This is a genomic window from Vibrio sp. NH-UV-68 (assembly GCF_042940635.1).
Classification (GTDB): domain Bacteria; phylum Pseudomonadota; class Gammaproteobacteria; order Enterobacterales; family Vibrionaceae; genus Vibrio; species Vibrio pacinii.
The window spans coordinates 1353084-1377071 of record NZ_CP134976.1 but is presented as its reverse complement, the minus strand read 5'-3'; the positions used below and the strand labels follow the sequence as shown (position 1 = coordinate 1377071).

At 41.4% G+C, this 23988-nt stretch carries 31 protein-coding genes; 22 read left to right on the top strand and 9 right to left on the bottom strand.

What is annotated here, in order from left to right:
- Nucleotides 1-34 precede the first annotated feature (34 nt).
- The 3 genes from ViNHUV68_RS20505 (at nucleotide 35) to ViNHUV68_RS20495 (ending at nucleotide 3183) form a co-directional block, all read left to right on the top strand.
- Nucleotides 35-430, top strand: a complete 396-nt coding sequence (locus ViNHUV68_RS20505; RefSeq protein WP_391091044.1) for a DUF3465 domain-containing protein — start codon at nucleotides 35-37, stop codon at nucleotides 428-430.
- A 543-nt stretch (nucleotides 431-973) separates the two neighbouring features.
- Nucleotides 974-2085 (top strand): IS3 family transposase gene (locus ViNHUV68_RS20500; protein WP_391090223.1). Its coding sequence is split into 2 segments (ribosomal slippage): nucleotides 974-1226 and nucleotides 1226-2085, totalling 1113 coding nucleotides; the frame shifts between segments, so codons are not numbered across the junction.
- A 297-nt stretch (nucleotides 2086-2382) separates the two neighbouring features.
- A complete protein-coding gene (locus ViNHUV68_RS20495; protein WP_391091042.1) occupies nucleotides 2383-3183 on the top strand; it encodes a DUF2971 domain-containing protein in 801 nt (266 codons plus the stop codon).
- A 170-nt stretch (nucleotides 3184-3353) separates the two neighbouring features.
- On the opposite strand, the gene ViNHUV68_RS20490 is transcribed toward ViNHUV68_RS20495, so the two are convergent.
- Nucleotides 3354-3509 (bottom strand): DUF3012 domain-containing protein, encoded by a 156-nt coding sequence (locus ViNHUV68_RS20490; protein ID WP_391091040.1) that lies wholly within the window; start codon nucleotides 3507-3509, stop codon nucleotides 3354-3356.
- A gap of 257 nt (nucleotides 3510-3766) precedes the next feature.
- On the opposite strand from ViNHUV68_RS20490, the gene ViNHUV68_RS20485 reads away from it, so the two are divergent.
- Together ViNHUV68_RS20485 and def are read left to right on the top strand one after the other, a co-directional pair.
- Nucleotides 3767-4228: a GNAT family N-acetyltransferase gene (locus ViNHUV68_RS20485; protein WP_391091038.1), complete on the top strand. Its 462-nt coding sequence runs from the start codon at nucleotides 3767-3769 to the stop codon at nucleotides 4226-4228.
- 600 nt (nucleotides 4229-4828) lie between these two features.
- Complete coding sequence (gene def, locus ViNHUV68_RS20480) at nucleotides 4829-5332, top strand: peptide deformylase (protein WP_031854631.1); 504 nt, start codon at nucleotides 4829-4831, stop codon at nucleotides 5330-5332.
- A 182-nt stretch (nucleotides 5333-5514) separates the two neighbouring features.
- On the opposite strand, the gene ViNHUV68_RS20475 is transcribed toward def, so the two are convergent.
- Nucleotides 5515-5814 carry a type II toxin-antitoxin system RelE/ParE family toxin gene (locus ViNHUV68_RS20475; RefSeq protein ID WP_213610970.1) on the bottom strand — a complete coding sequence of 100 codons (300 nt, stop codon included), beginning with the start codon at nucleotides 5812-5814 and terminating at the stop codon, nucleotides 5515-5517.
- Nucleotides 5815-5821: 7 nt separating this feature from the next.
- Nucleotides 5822-6064 (bottom strand): type II toxin-antitoxin system prevent-host-death family antitoxin, encoded by a 243-nt coding sequence (locus ViNHUV68_RS20470; protein ID WP_391091035.1) that lies wholly within the window; start codon nucleotides 6062-6064, stop codon nucleotides 5822-5824.
- 213 nt (nucleotides 6065-6277) lie between these two features.
- On the opposite strand from ViNHUV68_RS20470, the gene ViNHUV68_RS20465 reads away from it, so the two are divergent.
- Nucleotides 6278-6796 carry a hypothetical protein gene (locus tag ViNHUV68_RS20465; RefSeq protein WP_038177594.1) on the top strand — a complete coding sequence of 173 codons (519 nt, stop codon included), beginning with the start codon at nucleotides 6278-6280 and terminating at the stop codon, nucleotides 6794-6796.
- A gap of 117 nt (nucleotides 6797-6913) precedes the next feature.
- Here the strand turns inward: ViNHUV68_RS20465 and ViNHUV68_RS20460 are convergent, their stop codons facing one another.
- Complete coding sequence (locus ViNHUV68_RS20460) at nucleotides 6914-7090, bottom strand: DUF6435 family protein (RefSeq protein WP_391091033.1); 177 nt, start codon at nucleotides 7088-7090, stop codon at nucleotides 6914-6916.
- A 142-nt stretch (nucleotides 7091-7232) separates the two neighbouring features.
- On the opposite strand from ViNHUV68_RS20460, the gene ViNHUV68_RS20455 reads away from it, so the two are divergent.
- Nucleotides 7233-8344, top strand: a protein-coding gene (locus ViNHUV68_RS20455; RefSeq protein ID WP_391090223.1) for an IS3 family transposase whose coding sequence is annotated in 2 segments (ribosomal slippage) — nucleotides 7233-7485 and nucleotides 7485-8344 — 1113 coding nt in all. Because the reading frame shifts where the segments join, the coding sequence is not laid out codon by codon here.
- Between the two features lie 659 nt (nucleotides 8345-9003).
- Nucleotides 9004-10218, top strand: coding sequence for a DUF3644 domain-containing protein (locus ViNHUV68_RS20450; protein WP_391091031.1), 1215 nt, complete (start codon nucleotides 9004-9006; stop codon nucleotides 10216-10218).
- A 118-nt stretch (nucleotides 10219-10336) separates the two neighbouring features.
- Here ViNHUV68_RS20450 and ViNHUV68_RS20445 read toward each other — a convergent pair whose 3' ends face one another.
- Nucleotides 10337-10738, bottom strand: a complete 402-nt coding sequence (locus tag ViNHUV68_RS20445) for a YkgJ family cysteine cluster protein (protein WP_391091029.1) — start codon at nucleotides 10736-10738, stop codon at nucleotides 10337-10339.
- Nucleotides 10739-10930: 192 nt separating this feature from the next.
- Between ViNHUV68_RS20445 and ViNHUV68_RS20440 the strand changes: the two genes are divergently transcribed.
- Entirely contained in the window at nucleotides 10931-11407 is a 477-nt protein-coding gene (locus ViNHUV68_RS20440; RefSeq protein WP_038177618.1) for an N-acetyltransferase, read from the top strand.
- A 182-nt stretch (nucleotides 11408-11589) separates the two neighbouring features.
- On the opposite strand, the gene ViNHUV68_RS20435 is transcribed toward ViNHUV68_RS20440, so the two are convergent.
- Nucleotides 11590-12033, bottom strand: coding sequence for a hypothetical protein (locus ViNHUV68_RS20435; RefSeq protein ID WP_391091027.1), 444 nt, complete (start codon nucleotides 12031-12033; stop codon nucleotides 11590-11592).
- 205 nt (nucleotides 12034-12238) lie between these two features.
- Between ViNHUV68_RS20435 and ViNHUV68_RS20430 the strand changes: the two genes are divergently transcribed.
- Entirely contained in the window at nucleotides 12239-12610 is a 372-nt protein-coding gene (locus ViNHUV68_RS20430; protein ID WP_391091025.1) for a hypothetical protein, read from the top strand.
- A 1024-nt stretch (nucleotides 12611-13634) separates the two neighbouring features.
- Here the strand turns inward: ViNHUV68_RS20430 and ViNHUV68_RS20425 are convergent.
- Entirely contained in the window at nucleotides 13635-13892 is a 258-nt protein-coding gene (locus tag ViNHUV68_RS20425; protein WP_391091023.1) for a hypothetical protein, read from the bottom strand.
- 334 nt (nucleotides 13893-14226) lie between these two features.
- Here ViNHUV68_RS20425 and ViNHUV68_RS20420 point away from each other — a divergent pair, with 334 nt between their 5' ends.
- Nucleotides 14227-15060 carry a HEPN domain-containing protein gene (locus tag ViNHUV68_RS20420; protein ID WP_051686544.1) on the top strand — a complete coding sequence of 278 codons (834 nt, stop codon included), beginning with the start codon at nucleotides 14227-14229 and terminating at the stop codon, nucleotides 15058-15060.
- A 132-nt stretch (nucleotides 15061-15192) separates the two neighbouring features.
- Here ViNHUV68_RS20420 and ViNHUV68_RS20415 read toward each other — a convergent pair whose 3' ends face one another.
- Nucleotides 15193-15492 carry a type II toxin-antitoxin system RelE/ParE family toxin gene (locus tag ViNHUV68_RS20415; protein ID WP_019282621.1) on the bottom strand — a complete coding sequence of 100 codons (300 nt, stop codon included), beginning with the start codon at nucleotides 15490-15492 and terminating at the stop codon, nucleotides 15193-15195.
- Nucleotides 15489-15731 (bottom strand): type II toxin-antitoxin system ParD family antitoxin, encoded by a 243-nt coding sequence (locus ViNHUV68_RS20410; protein ID WP_038176344.1) that lies wholly within the window; start codon nucleotides 15729-15731, stop codon nucleotides 15489-15491. The genes ViNHUV68_RS20415 and ViNHUV68_RS20410 overlap by 4 nt, the downstream gene beginning before the upstream one ends.
- Nucleotides 15732-16378: 647 nt before the next feature.
- Here ViNHUV68_RS20410 and ViNHUV68_RS20405 point away from each other — a divergent pair.
- The 11 genes from ViNHUV68_RS20405 to ViNHUV68_RS20355 all read left to right on the top strand — a co-directional run bounded on the left by ViNHUV68_RS20405 (nucleotide 16379) and on the right by ViNHUV68_RS20355 (nucleotide 23791).
- Nucleotides 16379-16915: a nucleotidyltransferase family protein gene (locus ViNHUV68_RS20405; RefSeq protein WP_391091020.1), complete on the top strand. Its 537-nt coding sequence runs from the start codon at nucleotides 16379-16381 to the stop codon at nucleotides 16913-16915.
- Nucleotides 16916-17974: 1059 nt separating this feature from the next.
- Nucleotides 17975-18922 carry a DUF2971 domain-containing protein gene (locus ViNHUV68_RS20400; RefSeq protein ID WP_391091018.1) on the top strand — a complete coding sequence of 316 codons (948 nt, stop codon included), beginning with the start codon at nucleotides 17975-17977 and terminating at the stop codon, nucleotides 18920-18922.
- Nucleotides 18909-19241: a hypothetical protein gene (locus ViNHUV68_RS20395; RefSeq protein ID WP_391091887.1), complete on the top strand. Its 333-nt coding sequence runs from the start codon at nucleotides 18909-18911 to the stop codon at nucleotides 19239-19241. Before ViNHUV68_RS20400 ends, ViNHUV68_RS20395 begins: the two co-directional genes overlap by 14 nt.
- 261 nt (nucleotides 19242-19502) lie before the next feature.
- The gene (locus ViNHUV68_RS20390; protein WP_391091016.1) at nucleotides 19503-20270 is read left to right on the top strand and encodes a GNAT family N-acetyltransferase; all 768 of its coding nucleotides are present in this window, start codon (nucleotides 19503-19505) and stop codon (nucleotides 20268-20270) included.
- 110 nt (nucleotides 20271-20380) lie between these two features.
- Entirely contained in the window at nucleotides 20381-20845 is a 465-nt protein-coding gene (locus tag ViNHUV68_RS20385) for a GNAT family N-acetyltransferase (protein ID WP_391091014.1), read from the top strand.
- A gap of 86 nt (nucleotides 20846-20931) precedes the next feature.
- On the top strand, nucleotides 20932-21387 hold the full coding sequence (locus ViNHUV68_RS20380) for a GNAT family N-acetyltransferase (protein ID WP_391091012.1): 456 nt from the start codon (nucleotides 20932-20934) through the stop codon (nucleotides 21385-21387).
- 136 nt (nucleotides 21388-21523) lie between these two features.
- Nucleotides 21524-21799: an antibiotic biosynthesis monooxygenase gene (locus ViNHUV68_RS20375; protein ID WP_391091010.1), complete on the top strand. Its 276-nt coding sequence runs from the start codon at nucleotides 21524-21526 to the stop codon at nucleotides 21797-21799.
- Between the two features lie 193 nt (nucleotides 21800-21992).
- Nucleotides 21993-22271 carry a hypothetical protein gene (locus tag ViNHUV68_RS20370; RefSeq protein ID WP_105054780.1) on the top strand — a complete coding sequence of 93 codons (279 nt, stop codon included), beginning with the start codon at nucleotides 21993-21995 and terminating at the stop codon, nucleotides 22269-22271.
- A 14-nt stretch (nucleotides 22272-22285) separates the two neighbouring features.
- Nucleotides 22286-22504 (top strand): hypothetical protein, encoded by a 219-nt coding sequence (locus ViNHUV68_RS20365; RefSeq protein WP_391091008.1) that lies wholly within the window; start codon nucleotides 22286-22288, stop codon nucleotides 22502-22504.
- Between the two features lie 140 nt (nucleotides 22505-22644).
- On the top strand, nucleotides 22645-23091 hold the full coding sequence (locus ViNHUV68_RS20360; protein ID WP_391091006.1) for a hypothetical protein: 447 nt from the start codon (nucleotides 22645-22647) through the stop codon (nucleotides 23089-23091).
- 151 nt (nucleotides 23092-23242) lie between these two features.
- Nucleotides 23243-23791, top strand: coding sequence for a hypothetical protein (locus ViNHUV68_RS20355; RefSeq protein WP_391091004.1), 549 nt, complete (start codon nucleotides 23243-23245; stop codon nucleotides 23789-23791).
- Nucleotides 23792-23988 lie beyond the last annotated feature (197 nt).

Sequence of the window (23988 nt, the reverse complement as noted above, 5' to 3'; positions counted from 1 at the left end):
CGCGGCGTTATGTGAATCAGAGAGAATTGAGTATATGAAGAAGTTCTTCGCAATATTTATAGCAGCTTTTTGCTTAGTTTCAGTTGGTGCTCTAGCGAATGACTACAAGCTCGAACAGGCGTTTGAAAATCATCAAAGTGACCTTCAAGTTCGTGGTTCAGGAACAGTAATTCGCCTATTGCCAGGTGACAACAAAGGAAGTCGACATCAAAAATTTATACTCAAATTAGATAGTAAGCAGACTTTACTTGTTGCTCATAATATCGACTTGGCACCAAGAATTCCCAATCTAAAAGTCGGCGATCGAGTTCAGTTTTACGGCGAGTATGAATGGAACAAAAAGGGTGGTGTAATGCACTGGACGCATCGCGATCCCAACAATAAACATCCGCATGGTTGGTTAAAGCACAACGGTAAAAAGTACGAGTAAAAATTCACATAACAAAGCATTTAAGACGGATTCGCAACGCTTGGCGGCTTTAGTGTAAATTCAGTTTTGGCGTTTTAAGTGGTTTGTCGAGGCGTTGGTGTTTAGCGTCGCTCACCACTTAATGCGGCGTTATGTTTACTTGTATTTCAGTGGCTTAAAGTTTCTTCGATCCATGTTCTTTGTCTCTTTGGCCATTCGTTCGAATTTCTTCAGCAAATCCGCATTGTCGGCCCCAATTCATGAATCTCTCAGCCCGTAAAACATGTCAATATTCGTGGGTTGCTTCATTTTCGGGTCGTGGCGGCTGGTTTTAAGTTTCACTGGCTTTAAGGCGCTTTCAGCGTATTTGCCAAGTTGCATTTCGGCTTGGCAGTTGCCTCGGCAATTTGCCATTGTTCTGCGCTTTGGTTGGAAAGAGAGGACGCTTGTTGAACGTTTGTCGGGTTGCCTCATTGGGCAGGGAAGTGTGTAACCCTCCCCAAAAAACTGGTCATTAGCTATTAGAGTTTTTCCGTTTACACTGAAACAAACGGAGAACGCATGATGAAAAAATCACGCTACACAGAAACGCAAATCGTAAAGATCCTGAAGGAAGTCGAAGCAGGACGAAAGGTTAACGAAGTCTGTCGTGAATATGGCATCTCTGATGCGACATACTACAACTGGAAGTCCAAGTATGGTGGTATGGAAGCGTCAGATGTTAAACGGCTCAAAGAGCTCGAGGATGAGAATCGGAGGCTCAAGCAAATGTTTGCAGACCTCAGCCTCGAGCACCGTATCGTTAAAGATATCCTGGAAAAAAAGCTGTAAGGCCAGCGGTTAAACGCGAGCTCGTCGATTACGCTCGCAAACACTATCAGGTCAGTTTGCGAATGGCCTGCCGCGTAGTTGGCATTAGCGACTCAGTCTATCGCTACCGACCAGAGCCTCATCGAGATGATGAGGTTATCGCTAAATTGCAAGAGGCAGTAGAGCGGTACCCTGCATACGGTTTTAGCAAATTATTTAAAGTACTTAGGCGCTGGGGACACCGATGGAATCATAAACGAGTCCATCGAGTGTACTGTTCGCTCAAGCTAAACCTACGGCGCAAGGGCAAAAAGCGCCTACCTAAACGAAATCCAGCGCCACTGGTATGCCCAGAGTCGATCAACAGTTGCTGGTCTATCGATTTCATGAGTGACGCATTGCTCTGCGGCAGACGCTTTCGTACGTTCAATGTCGTGGACGATTTCAACCGTGAGGTGCTAGCGATTGAAGTAGATCTCAATCTGCCTGCACCACGCATTATAAGGGTGCTAGAACGCATTATTGCCTGGCGAGGGTACCCCAGTAAGCTGCGCATGGATAATGGCCCTGAATTTATCTCGACCACTCTGGCTGAATGGGCTGAAGAAAACGCAGTTGAACTGGAATTTATTCGCCCAGGCAAACCAACGGAGAACTCCTATATAGAGCGATTTAACCGAACTTATCGGACAGAAATACTCAACATGTACGTGTTCAAAACCTTGAGCGAAGTCCGAGACCTGACAGAAAAATGGATGAAGGAATACAACGATGAACGCCCTCATGATTCACTCGATGATCTGACTCCTTGGGAGTATTTAGCAAGGCATGAAAGTAGGAAAAACTCTAATTTAGAGTGCCACTAAAACAGGGAGGGTTACAAGTGGACTTACGCGCTTTGTGTTTCGTGCCTTTGGCGTCCAAGTGAGTTTGAGCTTGTGATTCACTTCTTGAAATGCGGTCAAGAATGCACTTCTTTGCCAAGTAAATCAGTCATTTGTGGTAAAACATAACAAACAATTCAAGCAGACCCTCAACGCTTAGCACTTTTGGTTTGCGTTGAATTTTGTGTTTACGGCGTCATGCAGAAAGTCAGCCAGGGCGTTTCGGGCTACTTAATTGGGCGTTATAAGCACTTAAAGCTCATACGGAGGATATATAAATTGGAACTGATTTATCATTATACTAGTGTTGCGGGTTTGAAGGGTATCTTAGGGTATGATACACTTACAATTCGAGTGACAGATTCTAGATATCTAAACGATACAAATGAAATCCTTCGTGGTGTAGAGCGAGCTACGAATGAAATTTCACAGAGCTTAAGCGCAAAAAAATATGAAGAACCTATACCCAATACAATTGAGTTTATGGAACGGATTATTAATTCTATTGGGCGCTCTCTATTTTTTACTGCATCTTTCTGTAAAGAAGGGGATAAACTTGCGCAGTGGGTGTCATATTGCCCCCTAAACGGAGGGTATTCAATTGGTTTCGACAGAGCAGCCCTATTGGCATGCGCAGAAGACAATGGGTTTGAAATTCATGATGTTAATTACAATGAAGAACCATATAAGTTCATAGCGTCTGCCGCGAATGTTGAACACGCGATAGACGCCGTTGAAAACCAAGTCGAACGAGACTTAGCTCTTTATAATTTAGTCCCAATTGCAGCCAGAGAGATTGCACTGACTAAAGACGCTAAATTTGAAACTGAGAATGAAGTAAGACTTTTTTCTAAAAGGCCTAGTGCTGAATTTGCTCTCACCGGTTTAGACTTTTTTGAAAAGAACAGTATTCTCGTTCCTTTTCTCCCTTTTAGCTTCCCTAAGAATGTCGTAAAAAAAGTTATAGTTGGGCCAATGCAGCATAAAGAACTCGCATTACAATCATTAGAAATGTTTAAGACAGCCTACGGTTATGACTTTACCATAGAGGTTTCTCAAGTTCCGCTTAGGCAGTTCTAGTGCTTATAACAAAGCATTTAAGAGTGATTCGCAACGCTTGGCGTTTTCGCTTCGCTCAAGTATAGCCAAGCGTCGCTCACACCTTAATGCGGCGTTATATTTGCAGGTGAGTTTAAGGGTTGAAAAGTAGCAGTGCTAGGATAAGCTAATCCCTAGCACCACGTCAGATATTAAAGAATGCAATGCTTAGCGAAGTCAGCAGCTTCATTGGCTGACCAATCACCTTTTGGTTTCTCTTTTAAGTCGTTACACCACGCTTCGCTGCCGACTTCGGTACAAGCCGAAAGTGCGAAACAAACAAAGACTAAGCCAAGTAGCTTTTTCACGATAATAACTCCTTTCATATCGTATATAATTTGATTCATTAAATGTGTAATATCAGTTAATGTCAAATAAGTTGTTAGTAATTGATAACAAAGAGTTAGTTCACCGAATAACAAATATAACAAGGCGTTTAAGGCGGATTCACAACGCTTGGCGATTTCAGTTCAAGTCAGCTTAAGTGCTTAAAGTGCAATAGCTTAGGTTTAGTGGTCGCGTTGTTCACCACTTAACGCAGCGTTAGGCTTATTCCGGAGGGATAGTGGAATATTCATTGAGACAAGCTGTAGATTCAGATGTCGACTTTCTTCTTAATCTGCGTGATATAACAATGGGTAAGTACCTTAAAGATTGTGGTATGCCCAGAACGAAAGATGCGTATTTAAGTCGAATATTATACGAGTTTGAACATGCGAAAATTATTGAAGTTGAGGGTTCTTCGGCTGGTTTGTTCAAAGCAAAATTTAACGAAGGTTCCAACGAATGGTATCTTGTCCAAATTCAAATCCATCCAAACTACCAAAATCAAAAGATAGCAAGTTCTCTTATTTCAATGTTAATCGATAAAGCCAACCTTACGGGCAGTACGGTTGGGCTTAGTGTATTAAAAACAAATCCCGCTAAACACTTGTATTCAAGGCTAGGTTTTGTAACGGTTGGTGAAAATGATCTGGAGTATCTCATGCAGCATAAGCCTAACAAAGCGTTTAAGAGGGACTCCTAACGCTTGGCGGTTCTAGCTCAAAGTTCAGCTTAAGTGTATATGGCACAATGTTTAAGTTTAGGTGGTATCGCGTTATCGCCCCTTAACGCGGCGTTAGTTGCCAGCGGTAAAAATGCAGCTAAGTCAGAAAGTTTAGGGCTAATGAATAGTGCAATTGTGCTCAGATTTGTCTCTATGCTCTAGTTTGTTGAAGTTGCGTTCGATTTTTTAATATTGTGGCTTTGTTGTGCCGTTTCAGGCGCTAACTTACTCGTTGAAAGTCAGCTTTGTGGCATTGTCTTTCCAAAAAGTTTATTGGGTTCTTTTGGCCAGTTTTCTAGGGCGTTGTAAGTTCCAAGTGGTTTCAGTGACAGGCGCTTTGAAACTGCGCCTGATTTGAGTTTTTTAACGCGCTCAAAAATGGTGTTGGCAAAGTGAAAATTGACTGGAAATCAGAGGTTTAGAATGGCAACTAACAAGGCGTTTAAGGCAGATTCGCAACGCTTAGCATTTTCGGTTTGCTTTGAATTTCGTGTTTACGGCACAATGGTTTAGGTTAGGTGGTAATGTTGCTCACTACTTAACGCGGCGTTATGAGCTTCCAAGAATCAGAAGGAAAATATGGCAGTTTTAGAAATTCTGACTGCACCGGATCCAAGGCTTAAGGTCAAAGCGGAAAAGGTGCAAGATATTACGACGGTACAAACATTAATAGACGATATGTTGGAAACGCTATATGCGACTGACAATGGTATCGGTTTGGCGTCGACTCAAGTTGGTCGTAAAGAGGCTGTTGTTATTATCGACCTTTCAGAAAGTCGAGATGAACCGTTAATTTTGGTTAACCCAGAAGTGGTTAGTGGCTCGGATAAAGCATTGGGTCAAGAAGGTTGTTTATCAGTTCCTGATTACTATGCAGACGTAGAGCGTTTTACTTCCGTTGTTGTGTCTGCTTTAGATCGCGAAGGTAAGCCAATAACCATCGAAAGTGATGAGTTTTTAGCCATCGTAATGCAGCACGAAATAGATCATTTATCGGGTAACTTGTTTATCGACTATCTTTCGCCACTTAAGCGTCAAATGGCTATGAAAAAGGTTAAAAAATACGTCAAAGCGCACTCTTAACCCCGCTCATAACAAGCAATTTAAGAGGGATTCACAACGCTTGGCACTTTTGCTTCTACTTCAATTTTAGTGTTTATGGCACAATGCTTTAGGTTTGGGTGGAGGCGTTGTTCACCCCTTAATTGGGCGTTAGTTTACCAATCAATATTGTCACCCTAACTCAAAATGCTAGGGTGTGATAATTATCGTAGATGATTTTGTGGTAATTGCGATTGTCCAAGAACTGCAACGACCAAAATAAAGCCGTCTTCCTTGGTGAAGTAAGCCGTGTGCTTACCAATCGGGAAATAAAATCCATTTTCATATAAATCGTTGCAGCTTCTGCCTACTGATGGATTGTCTGCGAGCATCTGAAATCCAGTGAGAAGTGTGTCTTTGTATGCGTTCCACTGCCTCTCGGAAAAGTTTGTAACGGTATAATTTTTGATTTTGTGTAAATGAGCCTGTGCTAATTTACTTAGTTTATATTTACTCTTGTGCATACTTTACTTACAACGCGTTTAGGAAGTTTTCACCGTCAACTACATTGCCTTGGGCTAAGTCTGTTTTTGCGGACTCAAAGCAATGTTTGATGTAATCGGCTTTCATAGCTTCAAGTTCTTCATAGTCTCTAATCGACATCACAACAACGGCATCTTTGTTGTTTTTACTAATTTTAACTGGTTCACGTTGAGCGTTTAGCAGCAGCTCACCGAAATTACGTTTGGCATCATTTGCTGTTAGTGTGTACATGGTTAAGCTCCAAGTTTGGAAGTGCAATAACATTATAGTTTATCGAGCAAAATGTGCAATTTAATTAAATCGTGCGATTAATGCGAAAGGTAAACTAACAAAGCGTTTAAGAGTGATTCCAAACGCTTGCCGGTTTCGCTTCGCTCAAGTATGGCAAACGCTTGTCACACCTTAACGCAGCGTTATGAAGCTTTCTTAACATTGGAGTAAATAATGGACTGGTTTGAAAAATATCAAACTTTCATTGCAGGTATTCTGGGTTTTATCGGTGTAATGCTAACTATTAGTTTTAATGCTAAACAAGCTAGAAAACAGCACGATACAGAACTTGAAAGTGAAAGGAATGCTATGAGGGTAGCTTTGGTTGAGGAACTGAAAATTGTTTCAAAAAGCTATCAATCTAACATTGAAGGTCTCAGTGAGCAGTGTGAACCCGGCACAATTGAGTACTTTCCAACTTCAGTCCATATTTATACTTATAGTCATGTCGTCCAGCGCCTAGGGCTGTTGGGGGCTGAAGAAACGAAGAAAGTCATGTTAGCTTACCAACTAATAGATGAGCTTCCTCGTAGGTTAAAACTAATAGAGTCTCACGACAAAGAAACTTATCGCGAGGGATTTATTGCAATCGAAGCTCCCCAAAGAGAAGTGGCTTTGGCTGTGTACAGCAGTTTTTTAGGTAGCGTGTCTGATGCAATTTTTTCTTTGTCTAAGAATATAAAAGCGTCATAACAAGCAATTTAAGAGGGATTCACAACGCTTGGCACTTTTGCTTCTACTTCAGTTTTAGTGTTTATGGCACAATGCTTTAGGTTTGGGTGGAGGCGTTGTTCACCCCTTAATTGGGCGTTAGGTTTTTGAAGTGTTAATATCCTTTATCTGCTTAAAAATCTCTTCTGCCTCGGCAGTCAATTGAGAGTAAGTTCTAATGTCGCCTTTCCTCTGGGCTAGCATAGCTTGCTCAAGTATCATTGAGTGTCGTTTCTTGAGTTTTTTGGCTGGGTTACTCTTAAAAAGAGAAAACATGAATGACTCCGCTAGTGTTTGATATATTTTTATTTACGTAGATTTGTAGAAAAGAGTTCATACAGGTGTAACCCTCCCCCAAAAACTGGTCATTAGCTATTAGAGTTTTTCCGTTTACACTGAAACAAACGGAGAACGCATGATGAAAAAATCACGCTACACAGAAACGCAAATCGTAAAGATCCTGAAGGAAGTCGAAGCAGGACGAAAGGTTAACGAAGTCTGTCGTGAATATGGCATCTCTGATGCGACATACTACAACTGGAAGTCCAAGTATGGTGGTATGGAAGCGTCAGATGTTAAACGGCTCAAAGAGCTCGAGGATGAGAATCGGAGGCTCAAGCAAATGTTTGCAGACCTCAGCCTCGAGCACCGTATCGTTAAAGATATCCTGGAAAAAAAGCTGTAAGGCCAGCGGTTAAACGCGAGCTCGTCGATTACGCTCGCAAACACTATCAGGTCAGTTTGCGAATGGCCTGCCGCGTAGTTGGCATTAGCGACTCAGTCTATCGCTACCGACCAGAGCCTCATCGAGATGATGAGGTTATCGCTAAATTGCAAGAGGCAGTAGAGCGGTACCCTGCATACGGTTTTAGCAAATTATTTAAAGTACTTAGGCGCTGGGGACACCGATGGAATCATAAACGAGTCCATCGAGTGTACTGTTCGCTCAAGCTAAACCTACGGCGCAAGGGCAAAAAGCGCCTACCTAAACGAAATCCAGCGCCACTGGTATGCCCAGAGTCGATCAACAGTTGCTGGTCTATCGATTTCATGAGTGACGCATTGCTCTGCGGCAGACGCTTTCGTACGTTCAATGTCGTGGACGATTTCAACCGTGAGGTGCTAGCGATTGAAGTAGATCTCAATCTGCCTGCACCACGCATTATAAGGGTGCTAGAACGCATTATTGCCTGGCGAGGGTACCCCAGTAAGCTGCGCATGGATAATGGCCCTGAATTTATCTCGACCACTCTGGCTGAATGGGCTGAAGAAAACGCAGTTGAACTGGAATTTATTCGCCCAGGCAAACCAACGGAGAACTCCTATATAGAGCGATTTAACCGAACTTATCGGACAGAAATACTCAACATGTACGTGTTCAAAACCTTGAGCGAAGTCCGAGACCTGACAGAAAAATGGATGAAGGAATACAACGATGAACGCCCTCATGATTCACTCGATGATCTGACTCCTTGGGAGTATTTAGCAAGGCATGAAAGTAGGAAAAACTCTAATTTAGAGTGCCACTAAAACAGGGAGGGTTACACAGGGACCACGAGGCTACAAACCTAACAAACAATTCAAGCAGATTCGTAACGCTTGGCGAATTTACTATGCGTTGGCTTTTGTGTTTTAAGTGGTCTGCAGCGGCTTGGTCAGTGCGTTACTCACTACTTAATTGGGCGTTAGTTGCCAGCGGTAAAAACGCAGCTAAATCGAAAAACTTAGGGCTAATGAATCGTGCAATTTTGCTCTGTTTTGCGTCTGGGCGTGTGGTTTGATGAAATTTTGTTCGATTTTTAATATTGTGGCTTTGTCTTGCCGTTTCAGACGCGAATGTACTCGTTGAAAATCAGCTTTGTGACATTGCCTTTCCAAAAGGTTTATTGGGTATTTTTGGCCAGTTTCCTGCGACGTTGTAAGTTCCAAGTGGTTTCAGTGACAGGCGCTTTGAAACTGCGCCTGATTTGAGTTTTTCAAAACGCGTCAAAATCGGTGTTGGCAAAGTGGAAATGAATTGAAAATCAAAGGTCCAGAATGGCAACTAACAAGGCGTTTAAGGCGGATTCACAACGCTTGGCGATTTCAGTTAAAGTCAGCTTAAGTGTTTAAAGTACAATAGCTTAGATTTAGTGGTCGCGTTGTTCACCACTTAACGCAGCGTTATATGCAAGTCAGTAGGTAGGTTTATGTCAAATAAAAAATGGTTACAAGTTGATAAGGCATACACGTTCTTCCTTGAAAGTTTCAAAGCTGGAAATGAGTTCTCATTAGAAGAATTAGCTGAAGCTACAGGTTGGAGTGTATCCACAGTCAGAACGTATTTAAGAAAAAAGTGGGCAACCCTTTTAGACCGTAGTGGCACTGGTTTTAAGGTTACTGAAATCATAACCACTTTCAATTCAACGACTTTTCGCCAGCATCAGAGTCAAAAAGATGAAGTAGATAAGTTTTTGCATCAAATCATGCTTGAAAAGTCTATCTCAGCTTGTATTTCAGCAATTGAAATATACAACAAGCCAAACTTCCAGCACCGTGAAGAGACTTTCTCGATTCTAATGACCAATGCATGGGAGTTGCTTCTTAAGTCTAAGTTAGTGAAGGATGGTGGCGAACTACCACAAACAATCCATGTGATGAAAAAAGGGGAAGTGGTCATATCTCCTAGCGGAAACCCCAAAACAATATCATTAGGTGCGGCTCTTAATCGTTTACTAAGTAACGGCTCAATTCCCTCAGTAGTAGGTGACAATATTCGTTTGTTAATGAACATCCGTGATGACTCAGTTCATTTCGTGTGTGGGGATCTAGAATTAAGCACTAGCATTCAAGAAATAGGCACTGCATCTTTAAAGAACTTCATGACTCTTGCCATGAGTTGGTTCAATCACGACTTCAGTCGATACAATTTCTACTTAATGCCCGTGTCCTTTTTTCATCTATCTGATGTAACGAGCTTTAGTGTAGATAATGAAGTTAAGTCAAACTTACTGAAATATCTCAAAGGTGTAGAGAAAGACCATGAACACGACAAAGATGCTAACTATGCAATTTCTCTGAAATTGCATACTAAATTGGTCAAAACTACGAATGAAGAAGCATTACAAGTCCGTGTTACAAATGACCCTGATGCGCCTGAAATAGTGCTCTCAGAAGAAGATGCCTTGAAAAATTACCCTCATGACTACCATGAATTGTTAGAGATACTGAAAGCTCGTTATACTAATTTTAAACAAAATAAAGTCTTTCACGATCAAATGAGGACTTTGAAATCTGAAGGTGAACGATACTGTAAACTTCGTCGACTAGACCCTGACAATCCTAAAAGTATCAGCAAGACCTTCTACCATAATCGAGTCATCGATCAATTCGATCAGTGGTATGAAAGAGTCCGAGTAAAATAAGCATATAACAAAGCATTTAAGAGTGATTCGCAACGCTTGGCAGTTTCGCTTCGCTCAAGTATAGCCAAGCGCCGCTCACACCTTAATGCGGCGTTATATGCAAGCGCAAAAATCAGCACTATGAATAGCTCGATGGTCGGCTTGAACTCATTAACTTGTCTAGCTGTTTCTGAGCTTTCTTTGGGTTTTCGAGATCTACAACTTCGATCATTTCACATTCGTCCCGAACCATTTCATTGATCAGGCTAGGGTAGTGGCAGCAATCTTCTGGTCGGTCGAGGTAAATGCTACAGGTGTATTTGTCTTGTTCTTCAGCTTTGGCTTTTGGTGCTAGTTCTAAAAACGGGCAACGGTGTAATTGCTCTCTTGTCTCGGGATCAAACCAGATTTTTCCGTCTTTTACATACTCAAAAATGTCTGGGTTAAATAGCTCCCATAAGTCTATTTCTTCTTGCGTGGCGGCTAAATCATCATCGCCATACTTGATGCAGCATTTTCCACACTGGTTGCAGTCTTTCATGATTTTACTTCACAAAATGGGCTATTGATTTAGTCTATCATCAATAGTTATATTGGCTTCGGTGCTTGGGTTGAAAATTTGCATATAACAAAGCGTTTAAGAGTGATTCCAAACGCTTGCCGGTTTCGCTTCGCTCAAGTATGGCAAGCGCTTATCACACCTTAACGCAGCGTTATAACCTTAGAGGGAAAAATGGAACTTAGAGCATTTCAAAAAGAAGACCATGACCTGCTTATCGGGTGGATCGACTCGGATAAATTGAATTATCAATGGGGTGGTCCAAACTTTGAGTTTCCATTGGATTCAGTGCAAATTTCTAAACATTGTTCTCAAGCACAAGTGTTTCCCTTTATCTTCGTTGTTGCAGGTCAGAGTGCTGGCTATGTTGAACTATTCAAAGTTTCAGCGTCACATTTTAGAATTTGCCGCGTATTTGTTTCGGACAGCTTTCGTGGAAAGGGCATTTCAAAGCTCATGCTTGGTCAGTTAGTCGAGCTAGCAAAAGAAAAATACAGCGCTAGCTTGCTATCACTAGCCGTATTTGAACGAAACATAGTTGCGAGAAGTTGCTATGAGTCTCTTGGTTTTACCGTGAAATCGCATGAAAATGGCTCTCGTTCTTTCGACGGTGAGGTTTGGGGTCTTTTACGCATGGAAAAACGGTTATAACAAAGCGTTTAAGAGTGATTCCAAACGCTTGCCAGTTTCGCTTCGCTCAAGTGTGGCAAACGCTTGTCACACCTTAACGCAGCGTTAGCTATCACTCGAAAAACGTGAGTTTAAGAGGGGATAGCTGTCAGGGTAATAAAGTCATTACCCTGAAGCTGTATTTGGTACTTATTGGCTAAGTTCTACTCCCAGAACTTCCACCATTTCTTACTATTCTCTTCTCGCTTTTCTTTGCCCTTGTCAGAGCCCTTGTCAACTTCATTTCGAGTTTGATCTGCTTTCTTTTCTTTCTGCTTTTCGAATCCAGACTTCTTGTCTTTAACTTTTTCTTTTAGCTCTTCGACTTCTTCTTGCTCATCTTCAAGCTCTTCCAACTCGCGTTCGAAAGCTTTTTTGTCTTTCTTGCTTTTAGCTTTCTTCGCCTTTTCCTTTTTTTCTTCGATTAGCTTTTCAAGTTCATCTTCACGTTCTTCAATTTGAGTTTCAGCTTTTTTCAAATCGGAAATCGATTTTACGTCCTCTAGGTTTGGTTTCCCTTTGCCAGCCCATTCAGGTTTTTCCGCCAAAGCAGCTGGTCCCATAAACGTAAGAAGGCTTGCTAATGCAATAACATTTGTCTTTTTCATGATAAAACTCCTTTAAATCATGCTATTAACATATAGACTACAATGAATGGCATCAAGCGGTTTAATACCATTAGTGAAGGGTGTGAAGCTAACAAAGCATTTAAGAGTGATTCGCAACGCTTGGCGGTTTCGCTTCGCTCAAGTATAGCCAAGCGCCGCTCACACCTTAATGCGGCGTTAGATTTTAATGGAGAATGAAGTACTAATGAACATAAACGAAGTAACTATATATCAATTAAAGTCTGACCCTATATTGGGTTTTGAGGGGGATACGTTAAAATCTTACTTAGAGCAAAATGCAGTTTCTGTGGGTGATGAAATGATGATTTATGGTAGCCATGGAATGATGCATCACTATACGAAAGTGGTTGTAGAAGCGGTAAATTCCGGTCGTCAAAAGCGAATTGTTGTATCTAAATCAGGCTACTCAGGTGGGAAGTCGTTTTATAGAACTGGTAAAAACTGTTTTGCTCCAACAGGGCAGTCTAAGTTAATCCCTCTAATTCCTTGTATTGAGGCTCAAATGGGACAACGAGGAGAAGTTAGCATTTCTTGGGACTGGAAACAAAAAATCTAACAAACAATTCAAGCTGATTCGTAACGCTTGGCGTGTTCGGTTTAAGTCGGCTTCAGTGATTCCGGTGCAAAGGTCGGGTTTAGTGGTAGCGTTACTCACAACTTAATTGGGCGTTAGTTGCCAGCGGTAAAAATGCGGCTAAAGCAGAAAGTTTCGGGCTAATGAATCGTGCAATTGTGCTCGGATTTGTTTCTATATCTAGTTTGCTGAAGTTGCGTTCGATTTAAATATTGTGGTTTTGTTTTGCCGTTTCAGGCGCTAACTTACTCGTTGAAAGTCAGCTTTGTGACATTGTCTTTCCAAAAGGTCTTTTTGGTGCTTTTAGTCAGTTTTCTACGGCGTTGATAATTCCAAGTGGTTTCAGTGACAGGCGCTTTGAAACTGCGCCTGATTTGAGTTTTCAAAGCGTATCAAAGACGGTGTTGGCAAAGTGAAAATGAACTTGAAATCAAAGGGTTTAGAATGGCAACTAACAAAGCGTTTAAGGCAGATTCGCAACGCTAGGCATTTTTGGTTTTCTTTGAATTTAGTGTTTATGGCACAATGGTTTAGGTCAGGTGGTGATGTTGCTCACTACTTAACGCGGCGTTATGTAAAAATATTAACTAAATCATCATGTTGTACGATAAAATTAAAGTTGTTTTTCTCGAGATTAATCTATGACACCTTTTCAAACACTATATACATCCGTAATGCTTTTTGGTCCATCCATTGTTCTAATTTCTCAACGAGGCTGGGTCATTGGTGGACTATCATTCGTAGCAAGTTTTGTACTATCTTGGGCATTAACTTTGATATTTACACCAAAGTTATCTATTGATGCGCTAAATTTTTGGGCTTGGACTAAACCATTGCTGATTGCTTGCATAGTGCTGTGGGGCGGGTTGAACATATTTTAACATAACAAACTGCTCAAGAGGGATTCGCAACGCGTGGCATTTTCACTATGCGTTGGTCTAAGTGATTCAGGTGGTTTGCGGCGGCTTCGGTATTGCGTTGCTCACCCCTTAGCAGGGCGTTATGTTTACTTGTATTTCAGTGGCTTAAAGCTTCTTCGATCTCTGTTCTTTGTCCCTTTGGCCATTCGTTCGAGTTTCTTCAGCAAATCCGCATTGTCGGCCCAAATTCTTGAATTTCTCAGCCCGTAAAACATGTCAATATTCGTGGGTTGCTTCATTTTTAGGTCGTGGCGGCTGGTTTTAAGTGCCGCTGGCTCTAAGTCGCTTTTAGCGTATTTGCCAATCAACATGTCGGCTTGGCAGTTGCCTCGGCAATTTGCCATTGTTTTGTGCTTTGGTTGGAAAGAGAGGGCGCTTGTTGAGCGTTTATCGGGTTGCCTCATTGGGCAGGGAAGTGGACTTACGCGCTTTGTGTTTCGTGCTTTTGGCGGCCAAGTGAGTTTGAGTGCGTGATTTACTTCTTGAAATGCGGCCAATAAAGCAGTTCTTTGCCAAATAAATCAGTCATTTGTGGTAAAACATAACAAACAATTCAAGCAGACCCTCAACGCTTAGCACTTTTGGTTTGCGTTGGGTTTGGTGTTTACGGCACCATGCGGAAAGTCAGCCAGGGCGTTTCGGGCTACTTAATTGGGCGTTAGGCATTTTGGAGTAAAAATGGGAATATCAGTGTCCAATAAACAGGAAGAAAGTTTCCTGTATGTTAGCGGTCTATCGGTAACAGAGACCATTAAGCTATGTGAAAATGTTGAAATTATTCCCGCTTGTTGTGACCCGTCAACAGACTTAATCATTAAACAAAGTTGTAGTGAAATTGACTTGGGTATTACGGCTATTTTTCTTCGTAGGGTTGGGGCTCAAGTGAAAATTTCCGGAGTCACAGGGAAAGAATTAGCTGCAAAAACGTGGAATGCTCAGTGGGATGTGGTCATTCTTAGTGCCTTGTTCGACTGCGATGCAGTAGCAAACCTTCAAAGTGATACGCCTGCCGAATTACTATCTAACAACAGTCGTTTATCGGTAACGAATTATCATATGAGAGGAAGCATTAATTCTCTCTATACAGTTACTCCAAAAGATGTTCTTTGGCTGAATACGCATTTTCAAAATGCTCGAAACCTCCTAGGTGTCGATAGATTCAGTGATGCTGTGAGTGCTCGTTCAAGTTACAGGTGGCACCCTAACCCAAGAGCGCAGCTAGCTGTATTATGGTCGGGTATTGAGGGGTTATTCGATATTCAAGGTGAAACGGTTTTTAAACTAAGTTTGTTCGTGGCTAAATTTTTGGAGCCTGATGATAAAGATCAGGCAAAACGCATTTTATCGAGCGTCAAAAAGCTATACAAAAGTCGCAGTTCCGCTGTCCACGGTTCAAAGATTAAGGGAGACCGAAGCCAATTGGTTTCGGATTCTTCTGAGTTGCTAGAACGTCTAATACGCAGATGTATCGAAGTTGGTTCTATTCCAAATATTGAAGAACTTACCTTGTAATTGAGACATGCCTAACAAGCAATTTAAGAGGGATTCTCAACGCTTGGCATTTTTCCTTCTACTTCAATTTTAGTGTTTATGGCACAATGCTTTAGGTGTGGGTGGCAGCGTTGTTCACCCCTTAATTGGGCGTTATGCGCCAAAGATTGGGTTCACATCCATACTCTTATGCAAGATTCTGATGATCTGGATGTTTTGGCTACCAATTTGTTGATAAAAAATAACATGGCTTCCTTGTGGAAATTTTCGGTAGCCATCTCTGATTTCATCACAAGTTTTACCGATATCAGGATTTTCAGCGAGTAGCCAAAATGATTCATCGAATTGTTTGAGATAAATATTTCGTTGCTCGCGGCCCCACCTGCGGGAGGTAAACAAGGCAATATCTTTTAAATCAGACTTTGCCTTGTTGGTTAGTTGGAATGGTTTCATTTTCTCTCTTCGCTATCTAGTTCACTGATAAACGAATCGAGGTCATAATCAGCCATACCACTTTCTTCACCTTCAACGAGTAGTTGTCGTAAAGTGTTCATTTTCGTTTCTTGTGTTTCGAGTAAACGTAGAGCGGAACGAATTACTTCACTTGCTGAGCCATAGCGTCCACTTTGGATCTGGTTACTGATGAAGCCATCAAAGTGTTCGCCGAGAGTGATGCTAGTATTTTTAGCCATTGCAATCTCCTGATACCAAATAGTACCTAATTATGGTATTAATTTGAGGTGATCGCAAGTGGCGCATAACAAAGCGTTTAAGAGTGATTCCAAACGCTTGCCGGTTTCGCTTCGCTCAAGTGTGGCAAACGCTTGTCACACCTTAACGCAGCGTTAGTTGCCAGTGGTAAAAACGCAGCTAAAGCAGAAAGTTTAAGGCTAATGAATTGTGCAAATTTGCTCAGTTTTGTGTCTGGGTGTGGTGTGCTGAAGTTGCGTTCGATTTTTAATATTGTGGCTTTGTTTTTGCCGTTTCAGACGCTAATTTACTCGTTGAAAGTCAGCTTTGTGGCATTGCCTTTCCAAAAGGTCTTTTTGGGGGCTTTCAGCCAGCTTTCTACGGCGTTGCTAGTTCCAAGTGGTTTCAGTGACAGTCGCTTTGAAACTGCGCCTGATTTGAGTTTTTAAATCGCTCAAGAACGGTGTTGGCAAAGTGGAAATGAACGGGAAATCAGAGGTTTAGAATGGCAACTAACAAGGCGTTTAAGGCAGATTCGCAACGCTAGGCATTTTCGGTTTGCTTTGAATTTAGTGTTTACGGCACAATGGTTTAGGTCAGGTGGCAATGTTGCTCACTACTTAACGCGGCGTTAGGGCACAGGGCGGAAATGGACAGAATCGTAGAATTAATCAAACAAGATCCAGTTAGAGTCAAAGCCTTAGAGTACGTCTCTAAATTGGGCTTGCCTCAATGCTATATTGCAGCTGGTTTCGTTCGTAATCTTGTTTGGGATGCACTGCATGGTTTTGATGTGGCGACACCATTGAACGATGCGGATGTTATTTACTTTGCTCCTGACGAGAACGACCCTAAAGCATATTTACAGTATGAATCTCAGCTCAAGCAGCTAATGCCAGAAATTAACTGGCAAGTTCGTAACCAAGCACTCATGCATACTCGAAATGGCGATTTACCTTACGCAAGCTCCCTTGATGCTATGAGTTATTGGCCAGAACAAGAGACAGCTGTTGCCATTCGACAAGTCGCACCTGGTAGCTATGAATGTATTGCAGCTTTTGGGTACGAATCCTTATTTGGTTACTGTGTCACACATAATCCTAAAAGGTCACGAGAAACGTTTGAAAATCGTGTAAATTCAAAGGGCTGGTTAGTAAGGTGGCAATCTTTGAGAACTGTGCCCTAACAAAGCATTTAAGAGTGATTCGCAACGCTTGGCAGTTTCGCTTCGCTCAAGTATAGCCAAGCGCCGCTCACATCTTAATGCGGCGTTAGTTGCCAGTGGAAAAAACGCAGCTAAAGCAGAAAAATTAAGGCTAATGAATTGTGCAATTGTGCTCGGTTTTGTATCTAAGTGTGGTTTGCTGAAGTTGCGTTCGATTTTTAATATTGTGGTTTTGTTTTGCCGTTTCAGACTCGAATGTACTCGTTGAAAGTGAGCTTTGTGACATTGCCTTTCCAAAAGGTTTTTTTGATGCTTTTAGGCAGTTTTCTACGGCGTTGTAAGTTCCAAGTGGTTTCAGTAACAGGCGCTTTGAAACTGCGCCTGATTTGAGTTTTTCAAAGCACTCAAAAACGGTGTTGGCAAAGTGGAAATGAACTGGAAATCAGAGGTTTAGAATGGCAACTAACAAGGCGTTTAAGGCAGATTCGCAACGCTAAGCATTTTCAGTTTGCTTTGAATTTAGTGTTTACGGCACAATGGTTTAGGTTAGGTGGTAATGTTGCTCACTACTTAACGCGGCGTTAGTTGCCAGCGGAAAAAACGCAGCTAAATCAGAAAACTTAGGGCAAATGAATTGTGCAATTTTGGTCGGTTTTGTGCCTCGGTGTGGTTTGCTGAAATTGTGTTCGACTTTTAATGTTGTGGTTTTGTTTTGTCGTTTCAAACGCTGATTTACACCTTGAAAGTCAGCTTTGTGACATTGCCTTTCCAAAAGGTTTTTTGGGTGCTTTTGGTCAGCGTTCTACGGCGTTGCTAATTCCAAGTGGTTTCAGTGACAGGCGCTTTGAAACGGCGCCTGATTTGAGTTTTTCAAAGCGCTCAAAAACGGTGTTGGCAAAGTGGAAATAAACTGAAAATCAAAGATTTAGAATGGCAACTAACAAAGCGTTTAAGGCAGATTCGCAACGCTAGGCATTTTTGGTTTGCTTTGAATTTAGTGTTTACGGCACAATGGTTTAGGTTAGGTGGTAATGTTGCTCACTACTTAACGCGGCGTTATATTTGTCAGTCAGGTTGTGTATGAAACAGTTATTTAAATATATGAGTAAGCCTAGGGATTTTTTCGAACAAGGCTTTATACGACTTTCTCAACTCTCAGCTTTAAATGACCCATTTGAAGCGTCGTTCTGTAAGCAGAGCTTGGAAGAACTGGCTAGTCACTTTGACGAACCTATGGCTCTAACTTTCCAAGAGGAGACTATGAGCTTTTCCGACTACGTCGAGACTAGGATGCATAATGTGGGAGTAATTAGTTTTTCTGAAAACAAGGAAAACTTGCTAATGTGGGCGCACTATGCAGATGAACACAGAGGCATCGCAGCTGGTATTGGTGTTTTTCCTTACCAGCAAAGCATATTTGCTAATTTGTTTCGTGCAGATTCACTATTAAATACATCGCTCTTTGACAGTTCCCCATTTGATGGAAAACCGAAGCCGGTTTCCTATAGGAAAGGACTAAGATACAAAAACGATAAGTTTGACTATGACTATTCAAACATCTCTGCCGAAAGCGCTGACAGAATACTTTATGAAGTATTTATGCAAAAAAGTGACGAGTGGATTTATGAGCAAGAGCATAGAGTGGTTCTTAGGTTAGAACAATCAGATAGAGTTATTATTCCTGATCTTGAATTAATCGGCAATGTTCGAACTCGAGAAATAATTGCATCAACGGGGTGTGGTGTCGAATTGACTGGTGGCAGATATCAAATTGATCTCTATAAAATTCAGGAGGATGCCATTAGGGTATCCATAGCAATCGAGTTGACAAAACTAAGTAAAGACCCAAGAGCAACCTATCTTATGCGTCTTGATTCAAGTGCAATAAATAACTGTTTAATAGGTCTTAAGTCCACTGTAACTAAAGAGCAAATCTGTGCTGGGCACGCAATGCGTACAGGCTATTTAGATGTCTGGAAAGCAAACAAAAATAGCGATTATTATAGTTTAGAGTTTGAACAAATATAACAAAGCATTTAAGAGTGATTCGCAACGCTTGGCGTTTTCGCTTCGCTCAAGTATAGCCAAGCGCCGCTCACACCTTAATGCGGCGTTAGTTGCCAGCGGTAAAAACGTAGCTAAAGCAGAAAGTTTAAGGCGACTGAATTGTGCAATTTTGTTCAGTTTTGTGATTTGGTGTAGTTTGCTGAAGTCGTGTGCGATTTTAATGTTGTGGTTTCGTTTTGCCGTTTCAGGCGCTAACTTACTCGTTGAAAGTCAGCTTTGTGGCATTGTCTTTCCAAAAGGTTTATTGGGTATTTTTGGCCAGTTTTCTGCGACGTTGTAAGTTCCAAGTGGTTTCAGTGACAGGCGCTTTGAAACTGCGCCTGATTTGAGTTTTTCAAAGCGCTCAAAAACGGTGTTGGCAAAGTAAAAATTGACAGGAAATCAGAGGTTTAGAATGGCAACTAACAAGGCGTTTAAGGCAGATTCGCAACGCTTAGCATTTTCGGTTTGCTTTGAATTTCGTGTTTACGGCACAATGGTTTAGGTTAGGTGGTAATGTTGCTCACTACTTAACGCGGCGTTAGCTATATACGAGGATAAAATGAATACAGTGGATGTAATGCGAGAGTACAATGAGTTTGAACGAAAGCGCATTAACTCATTTAATGGCGTAAAGAAAGCAGATAGTAATCTGACTAAGTTCGTATCAAATGATCGTCATGGTAGCTATATTTCATTCTTCAGCTTCGACGAAAGCCTCACTGAATCAATAGTTAAAGAGCAACTTGCATACTTTAACAAGCGCAATTTATGCTTTGAATGGAAAACGTACAGTACCGATAAACCAAGTAATATCTGCGAAGTATTACTTGCCAATGGTTTTGAAAAAGAAGTTTCGGAATCATTTATGGTTTTGGATCTTTCAAAGGCCGCTGATGAGTTCTTTGATGAATCTCAGATCACAGAGGTTTCTGACAGCGCAGGCATTCGTGACGCAATAAGGGTTCAAGAACAAGTCTGGGGTGGAGACTTCGATTGGCAATACAACTACCTAATGAGTCTCAAAGAACATTCTCCAGATTCAGTGTCAATTTATGTAGTGTATGTAAATGACCGACCAGTCACTTCTGCTTGGCTAACCTTTAATGGAAGTAGTCCATTTGCAGGTATTTGGGGCGGAAGCACAATCGAAGAATTTAGGGGTAATGGTTATTATAGTTTGCTACTCAATAAACGTATTGCTGAATCAAAATCGAAAGGGGTTAAATATCTTATAATCGATGCCTCAGATATGAGTAAACCAATCGTATCAAAGCGTGGTTTTGAAGTCGTAGCGACAACTACGGGGTACACTTCACCAAATAGCTAACAAGGCGTTTAAGAGTGATTCCAAACGCTTGCCGGTTTCGCTCCGCTCACAGTATGGCAAGCGCTTGTCACACCTTAACGCAGCGTTAGCTGAATATTGGTGCAAGTAGCATGATCAAAATTAGAAAATACGAAGAATCTGACGCAAGTGAGTTATGGGAACTTTTTTATCATACGGTTCGTAACGTGAATCGACGAGACTATTCCCAAGAGCAAGTTGAGGCTTGGGCACCAGATAATTTTGACCGCGAGATCTGGAAAAATAAACTGAACGCTATTTCACCTTTTATTGCAGAAATAGAGGGTGTCATTGTTGGTTATGCTGACCTTCAAGAAAGTGGTTTAATCGATCATTTCTTTTGTCATCATGACTACCAAGGCAAGGGTGTTGCTCGTTGTCTTATGGAGCACGTTTTAAAAGTTGGGAAAGCACGTGGTATTGCCAAGTATTGTTCTGAGGTTAGTATTACAGCTCGACCTTTCTACGAAAAATTTGGTTTTAAGGTTGTGAAAGAGCAAGCGATAGAAGTTCGTGGTCAAAAACTGCAGAACTTTGTTATGGAAAAATTCAGCTAACAAAGCGTTTAAGAGTGATTCCAAACGCTTGCCGGTTTCGCTTCGCTCAAGTATGGCAAGCGCTTGTCACACCTTAACGCAGCGTTATGAGGCATATGGATATTCAACTAATACAAGTAGAAAGTGATGAGTTTGAAAGTCTGTTTTCTGTTGTGAAACAGGGACTTTATTCACATGTCGATGCAGTCTTTGGTTGGTGTGATGAGTTTCAAGTCAATCGTTTAAAAAGTGACTACGAGCCCCATTGGTTCCACTGGGTTTATCTCAATAACACGAAAGTTGGAATGCTATGCTTCAAGCCTTACGATAATGCATTTCATGTACATTTACTCATTGTGTTTCCAGAATTCCAAAATCAAGAATTTGGTGGAAGGGTAATGAATATGGTTCACGACATGGCGCGAGAGCAAGGGCGCAGTCGCGTAACCTTATCAAGCTTTACTAGAAATGAGTCAGCGGTAAGGTTTTACAAATCTCTTGGCTATAAGGTGACTGAAAGCGACGAAAACTTCCTTTCTTTGTCTCTTCAAGTTGCCTCATAACAAAGCGTTTAAGGCAGATTCGCAACGCTAGGCATTTTTGGTTTTTTTTGAATTTAGTGTTTATGGAACAATGGTTTAGGTTGGGTGGCAATGTTGCTCACTACTTAACGCGGCGTTATGCGTTTCGAGGAAATTTATGTCAAAAGTAACATTGAAAGGCTTTATTCTAGTTCCTGAGCTAGATCTTGAGTTAGTGAAAAGTGAGTTGGAACACCATAAACGTCTTACTCTCGAAGAACCCGGTTGTATTACCTTTAGTGTCACTGAAAATCCAGAAAACACTCTCCGTTTTGATGTTTACGAAGAGTTCACGGATAAAGTTGCTTTCGAGCAACATCAGCAAAGAGTTAAAGCTTCCCATTGGGGTAAGGTAACTGTGGACGTTGAGCGTCATTACGAAGTCTTTGAGTAAACGCATAACAAAGCGTTTAAGGCGGATTCACAACGCTTGGCGATTTCAGTTCCAGTTAGGTTAAGTGTTTAAGGTACAATGGTTTAGGTTAGGTGGTTAGCGTTGTTCACCACTTAACGCGGCGTTAGGCAAATGTATGAAAAAACAAGCAAAAGTGGTAGTGTTTACATAGATAATATTAAGAGGTGTAAAGATGCGTTACCAATTAAAACTTGAATACCTGAAAGATGAAGATTTGCGTCCCGAGCGTCCGATCATTCCAGAGCATGAAGAAGCTGATATGTACATTCGCGCTTTTGTTGAAGACATTAATTTGTTCTCTTGTACTGAAATTGCTTCTGAAGACAACATGGTTGTTCAAATCATGCTAGCAGATGGTTTTCAGTTAGAAGATCTTCACAAAAATTTGAAGTCGATGAATCCAAAATATCTAGAAATGTTCAAAACTACGGGTTTGTTTTCTATCAGTTAACCGTAGGGTGCCGTATGAGTGAAATTTCAGAGCAAATTAACTGGTTAAAAGCAGAGTTCTCGAAAGAGGCGCGTAAAGTTAGTACAGGTGCGCGTGGTACTATTAACTACAGATTTTACGAACGTGTTATTGAAAATACCAAACGCAAATACCCGACCGATCCTCTACTTGGGGACCTCGATACACTGTTGTTTGAATTTGGTATGTTAGGGCGAGGCTACACGCAAGATTAGCCTAACAAACAATTTAAGAGTGATTCCCCACGCTTGGCATTTTTGGCTTGGGTCTAGTTCAGTGTTTACGGCGTCCAAATTGAGTACAGTGGTAGCGTGGCTCACACCTTAATTGGGCGTTAGGTGAATAAGGAGATTTCGTGAAAGGTACGGGATATAAAATTCTAAGTAAACTTGAAAAATCGGGTGAGTTAACATTAGCTGAAATTGCCGAGTTAATTCCCAAAACGCATAATGATCATAAGGATTTTTATGTGTTTGCATCTCTTGTTTCTAGTGGGCTGGTTGACGATTTTTATCAAGTGAATGAAAACGATAATAAAACTATGCAAAAAGAACAGATTTTGGCTAGGAAGTTCTTCGCCTGTAGCACTGCTAAGACTAAAGCTGAGTACGAAAACCTTAGTTGGTCGGCCCCCAGTTCTTCTTTGAAAGACCAACCATTTGCACTGTCGGGCAAGGGAAGTTTGTTGTTGTCAGAGGCTCGCACCAAAAGAAGTGACCGTATTTTCACTCTAATTTCAGGTATGTTGGTAGGAACCTTAGTCGCTGTAATTGGAGCATTTGTTCGCAGTAGCCTTGGGTAATCACCTAACAAGCAATTTAAGAGGGATTCACAACGCTTGGCATTTTTGCTTCTACTTCAAATTTAGTGTTTATGGCACAATGTTTTAGGTTAGGTGGTAGCGTTGTTCACCCCTTAATTGGGCGTTAGGTGAAAAGGAGTTCACTCAAAATATGAAGACCGTTTTAAAATCCTTAATGTTAGTGGTTTCGATTGTTTCAACTCTGGGCTGCCAAGATAAATCTGAGGTCTATGCAAATCCTCCCGGTCACTTGGTAGAGCAAATAGAGGCTTATTTACCGTTATCCATCAAGTACGTAAGAAAAAATGAAGAAATAGCTTTAACTCGAGGTGAACCTTTGTTGCCTCAATATCTCGAAATAGCACGTAGGATTGGCATTAAACACCCTGAGAAAGTACGTATTCATTATGCGGATAAATTGCCTTTACCTGAAAACGAGTCACTTTTATTTCAGATGCAAAGGTTAGGCCTTGATTCTCCATATTTTACAGGTAATACGTTTGGCTATGGCGTTTGGATTTCCGCTAAAGCAAAGGGTGATAAATTACTTCTTTCACATGAGTTAATTCATGTAAAGCAAGTGGAAGAGTTAGGTCTTGACGAGTTTACTAAAACGTATTTGTTGCAACTAGCAATCTTTGGCTATCGGGAATCACCAATAGAGGTGGAAGCTTATGAAAAAGCAGGTAATTACCTGTAATTTGGTGGTTTTCACCTAACAAAGCGTTTAAGACGGATTCCCAACGCTCGGCATTTTTGGTTTGATTCAGCTTTAGTGTTTATTACGGCACAATGGTTTAGGTGTGGTGGTCTGCGTTGCTCACCACTTAACGCGGCGTTATGTAATCGAGTACCCCACGTTTAGTAGACACTTTACTAAGTTAGATCTAGGGTCTA

Coding starts and splice junctions, on each gene's coding strand:
- ViNHUV68_RS20505 (WP_391091044.1), top strand. CDS start 35: ATGAAGAAGTTCTTCGCAATATTTATAGCAGCTTTTTGCTTAGTTTCA.
- def (WP_031854631.1), top strand. CDS start 4,829: ATGGCAGTTTTAGAAATTCTGACTGCACCGGATCCAAGGCTTAAGGTC.
- ViNHUV68_RS20475 (WP_213610970.1), bottom strand. CDS start 5,814: ATGCACAAGAGTAAATATAAACTAAGTAAATTAGCACAGGCTCATTTA.
- ViNHUV68_RS20470 (WP_391091035.1), bottom strand. CDS start 6,064: ATGTACACACTAACAGCAAATGATGCCAAACGTAATTTCGGTGAGCTG.
- ViNHUV68_RS20465 (WP_038177594.1), top strand. CDS start 6,278: ATGGACTGGTTTGAAAAATATCAAACTTTCATTGCAGGTATTCTGGGT.
- ViNHUV68_RS20460 (WP_391091033.1), bottom strand. CDS start 7,090: ATGTTTTCTCTTTTTAAGAGTAACCCAGCCAAAAAACTCAAGAAACGA.
- ViNHUV68_RS20450 (WP_391091031.1), top strand. CDS start 9,004: ATGTCAAATAAAAAATGGTTACAAGTTGATAAGGCATACACGTTCTTC.
- ViNHUV68_RS20445 (WP_391091029.1), bottom strand. CDS start 10,738: ATGAAAGACTGCAACCAGTGTGGAAAATGCTGCATCAAGTATGGCGAT.
- ViNHUV68_RS20440 (WP_038177618.1), top strand. CDS start 10,931: ATGGAACTTAGAGCATTTCAAAAAGAAGACCATGACCTGCTTATCGGG.
- ViNHUV68_RS20435 (WP_391091027.1), bottom strand. CDS start 12,033: ATGAAAAAGACAAATGTTATTGCATTAGCAAGCCTTCTTACGTTTATG.
- ViNHUV68_RS20430 (WP_391091025.1), top strand. CDS start 12,239: ATGAACATAAACGAAGTAACTATATATCAATTAAAGTCTGACCCTATA.
- ViNHUV68_RS20425 (WP_391091023.1), bottom strand. CDS start 13,892: ATGGCAAATTGCCGAGGCAACTGCCAAGCCGACATGTTGATTGGCAAA.
- ViNHUV68_RS20420 (WP_051686544.1), top strand. CDS start 14,227: ATGGGAATATCAGTGTCCAATAAACAGGAAGAAAGTTTCCTGTATGTT.
- ViNHUV68_RS20415 (WP_019282621.1), bottom strand. CDS start 15,492: ATGAAACCATTCCAACTAACCAACAAGGCAAAGTCTGATTTAAAAGAT.
- ViNHUV68_RS20410 (WP_038176344.1), bottom strand. CDS start 15,731: ATGGCTAAAAATACTAGCATCACTCTCGGCGAACACTTTGATGGCTTC.
- ViNHUV68_RS20405 (WP_391091020.1), top strand. CDS start 16,379: ATGGACAGAATCGTAGAATTAATCAAACAAGATCCAGTTAGAGTCAAA.
- ViNHUV68_RS20400 (WP_391091018.1), top strand. CDS start 17,975: ATGAAACAGTTATTTAAATATATGAGTAAGCCTAGGGATTTTTTCGAA.
- ViNHUV68_RS20390 (WP_391091016.1), top strand. CDS start 19,503: ATGAATACAGTGGATGTAATGCGAGAGTACAATGAGTTTGAACGAAAG.
- ViNHUV68_RS20385 (WP_391091014.1), top strand. CDS start 20,381: ATGATCAAAATTAGAAAATACGAAGAATCTGACGCAAGTGAGTTATGG.
- ViNHUV68_RS20380 (WP_391091012.1), top strand. CDS start 20,932: ATGAGGCATATGGATATTCAACTAATACAAGTAGAAAGTGATGAGTTT.
- ViNHUV68_RS20375 (WP_391091010.1), top strand. CDS start 21,524: ATGTCAAAAGTAACATTGAAAGGCTTTATTCTAGTTCCTGAGCTAGAT.
- ViNHUV68_RS20370 (WP_105054780.1), top strand. CDS start 21,993: ATGCGTTACCAATTAAAACTTGAATACCTGAAAGATGAAGATTTGCGT.
- ViNHUV68_RS20365 (WP_391091008.1), top strand. CDS start 22,286: ATGAGTGAAATTTCAGAGCAAATTAACTGGTTAAAAGCAGAGTTCTCG.
- ViNHUV68_RS20355 (WP_391091004.1), top strand. CDS start 23,243: ATGAAGACCGTTTTAAAATCCTTAATGTTAGTGGTTTCGATTGTTTCA.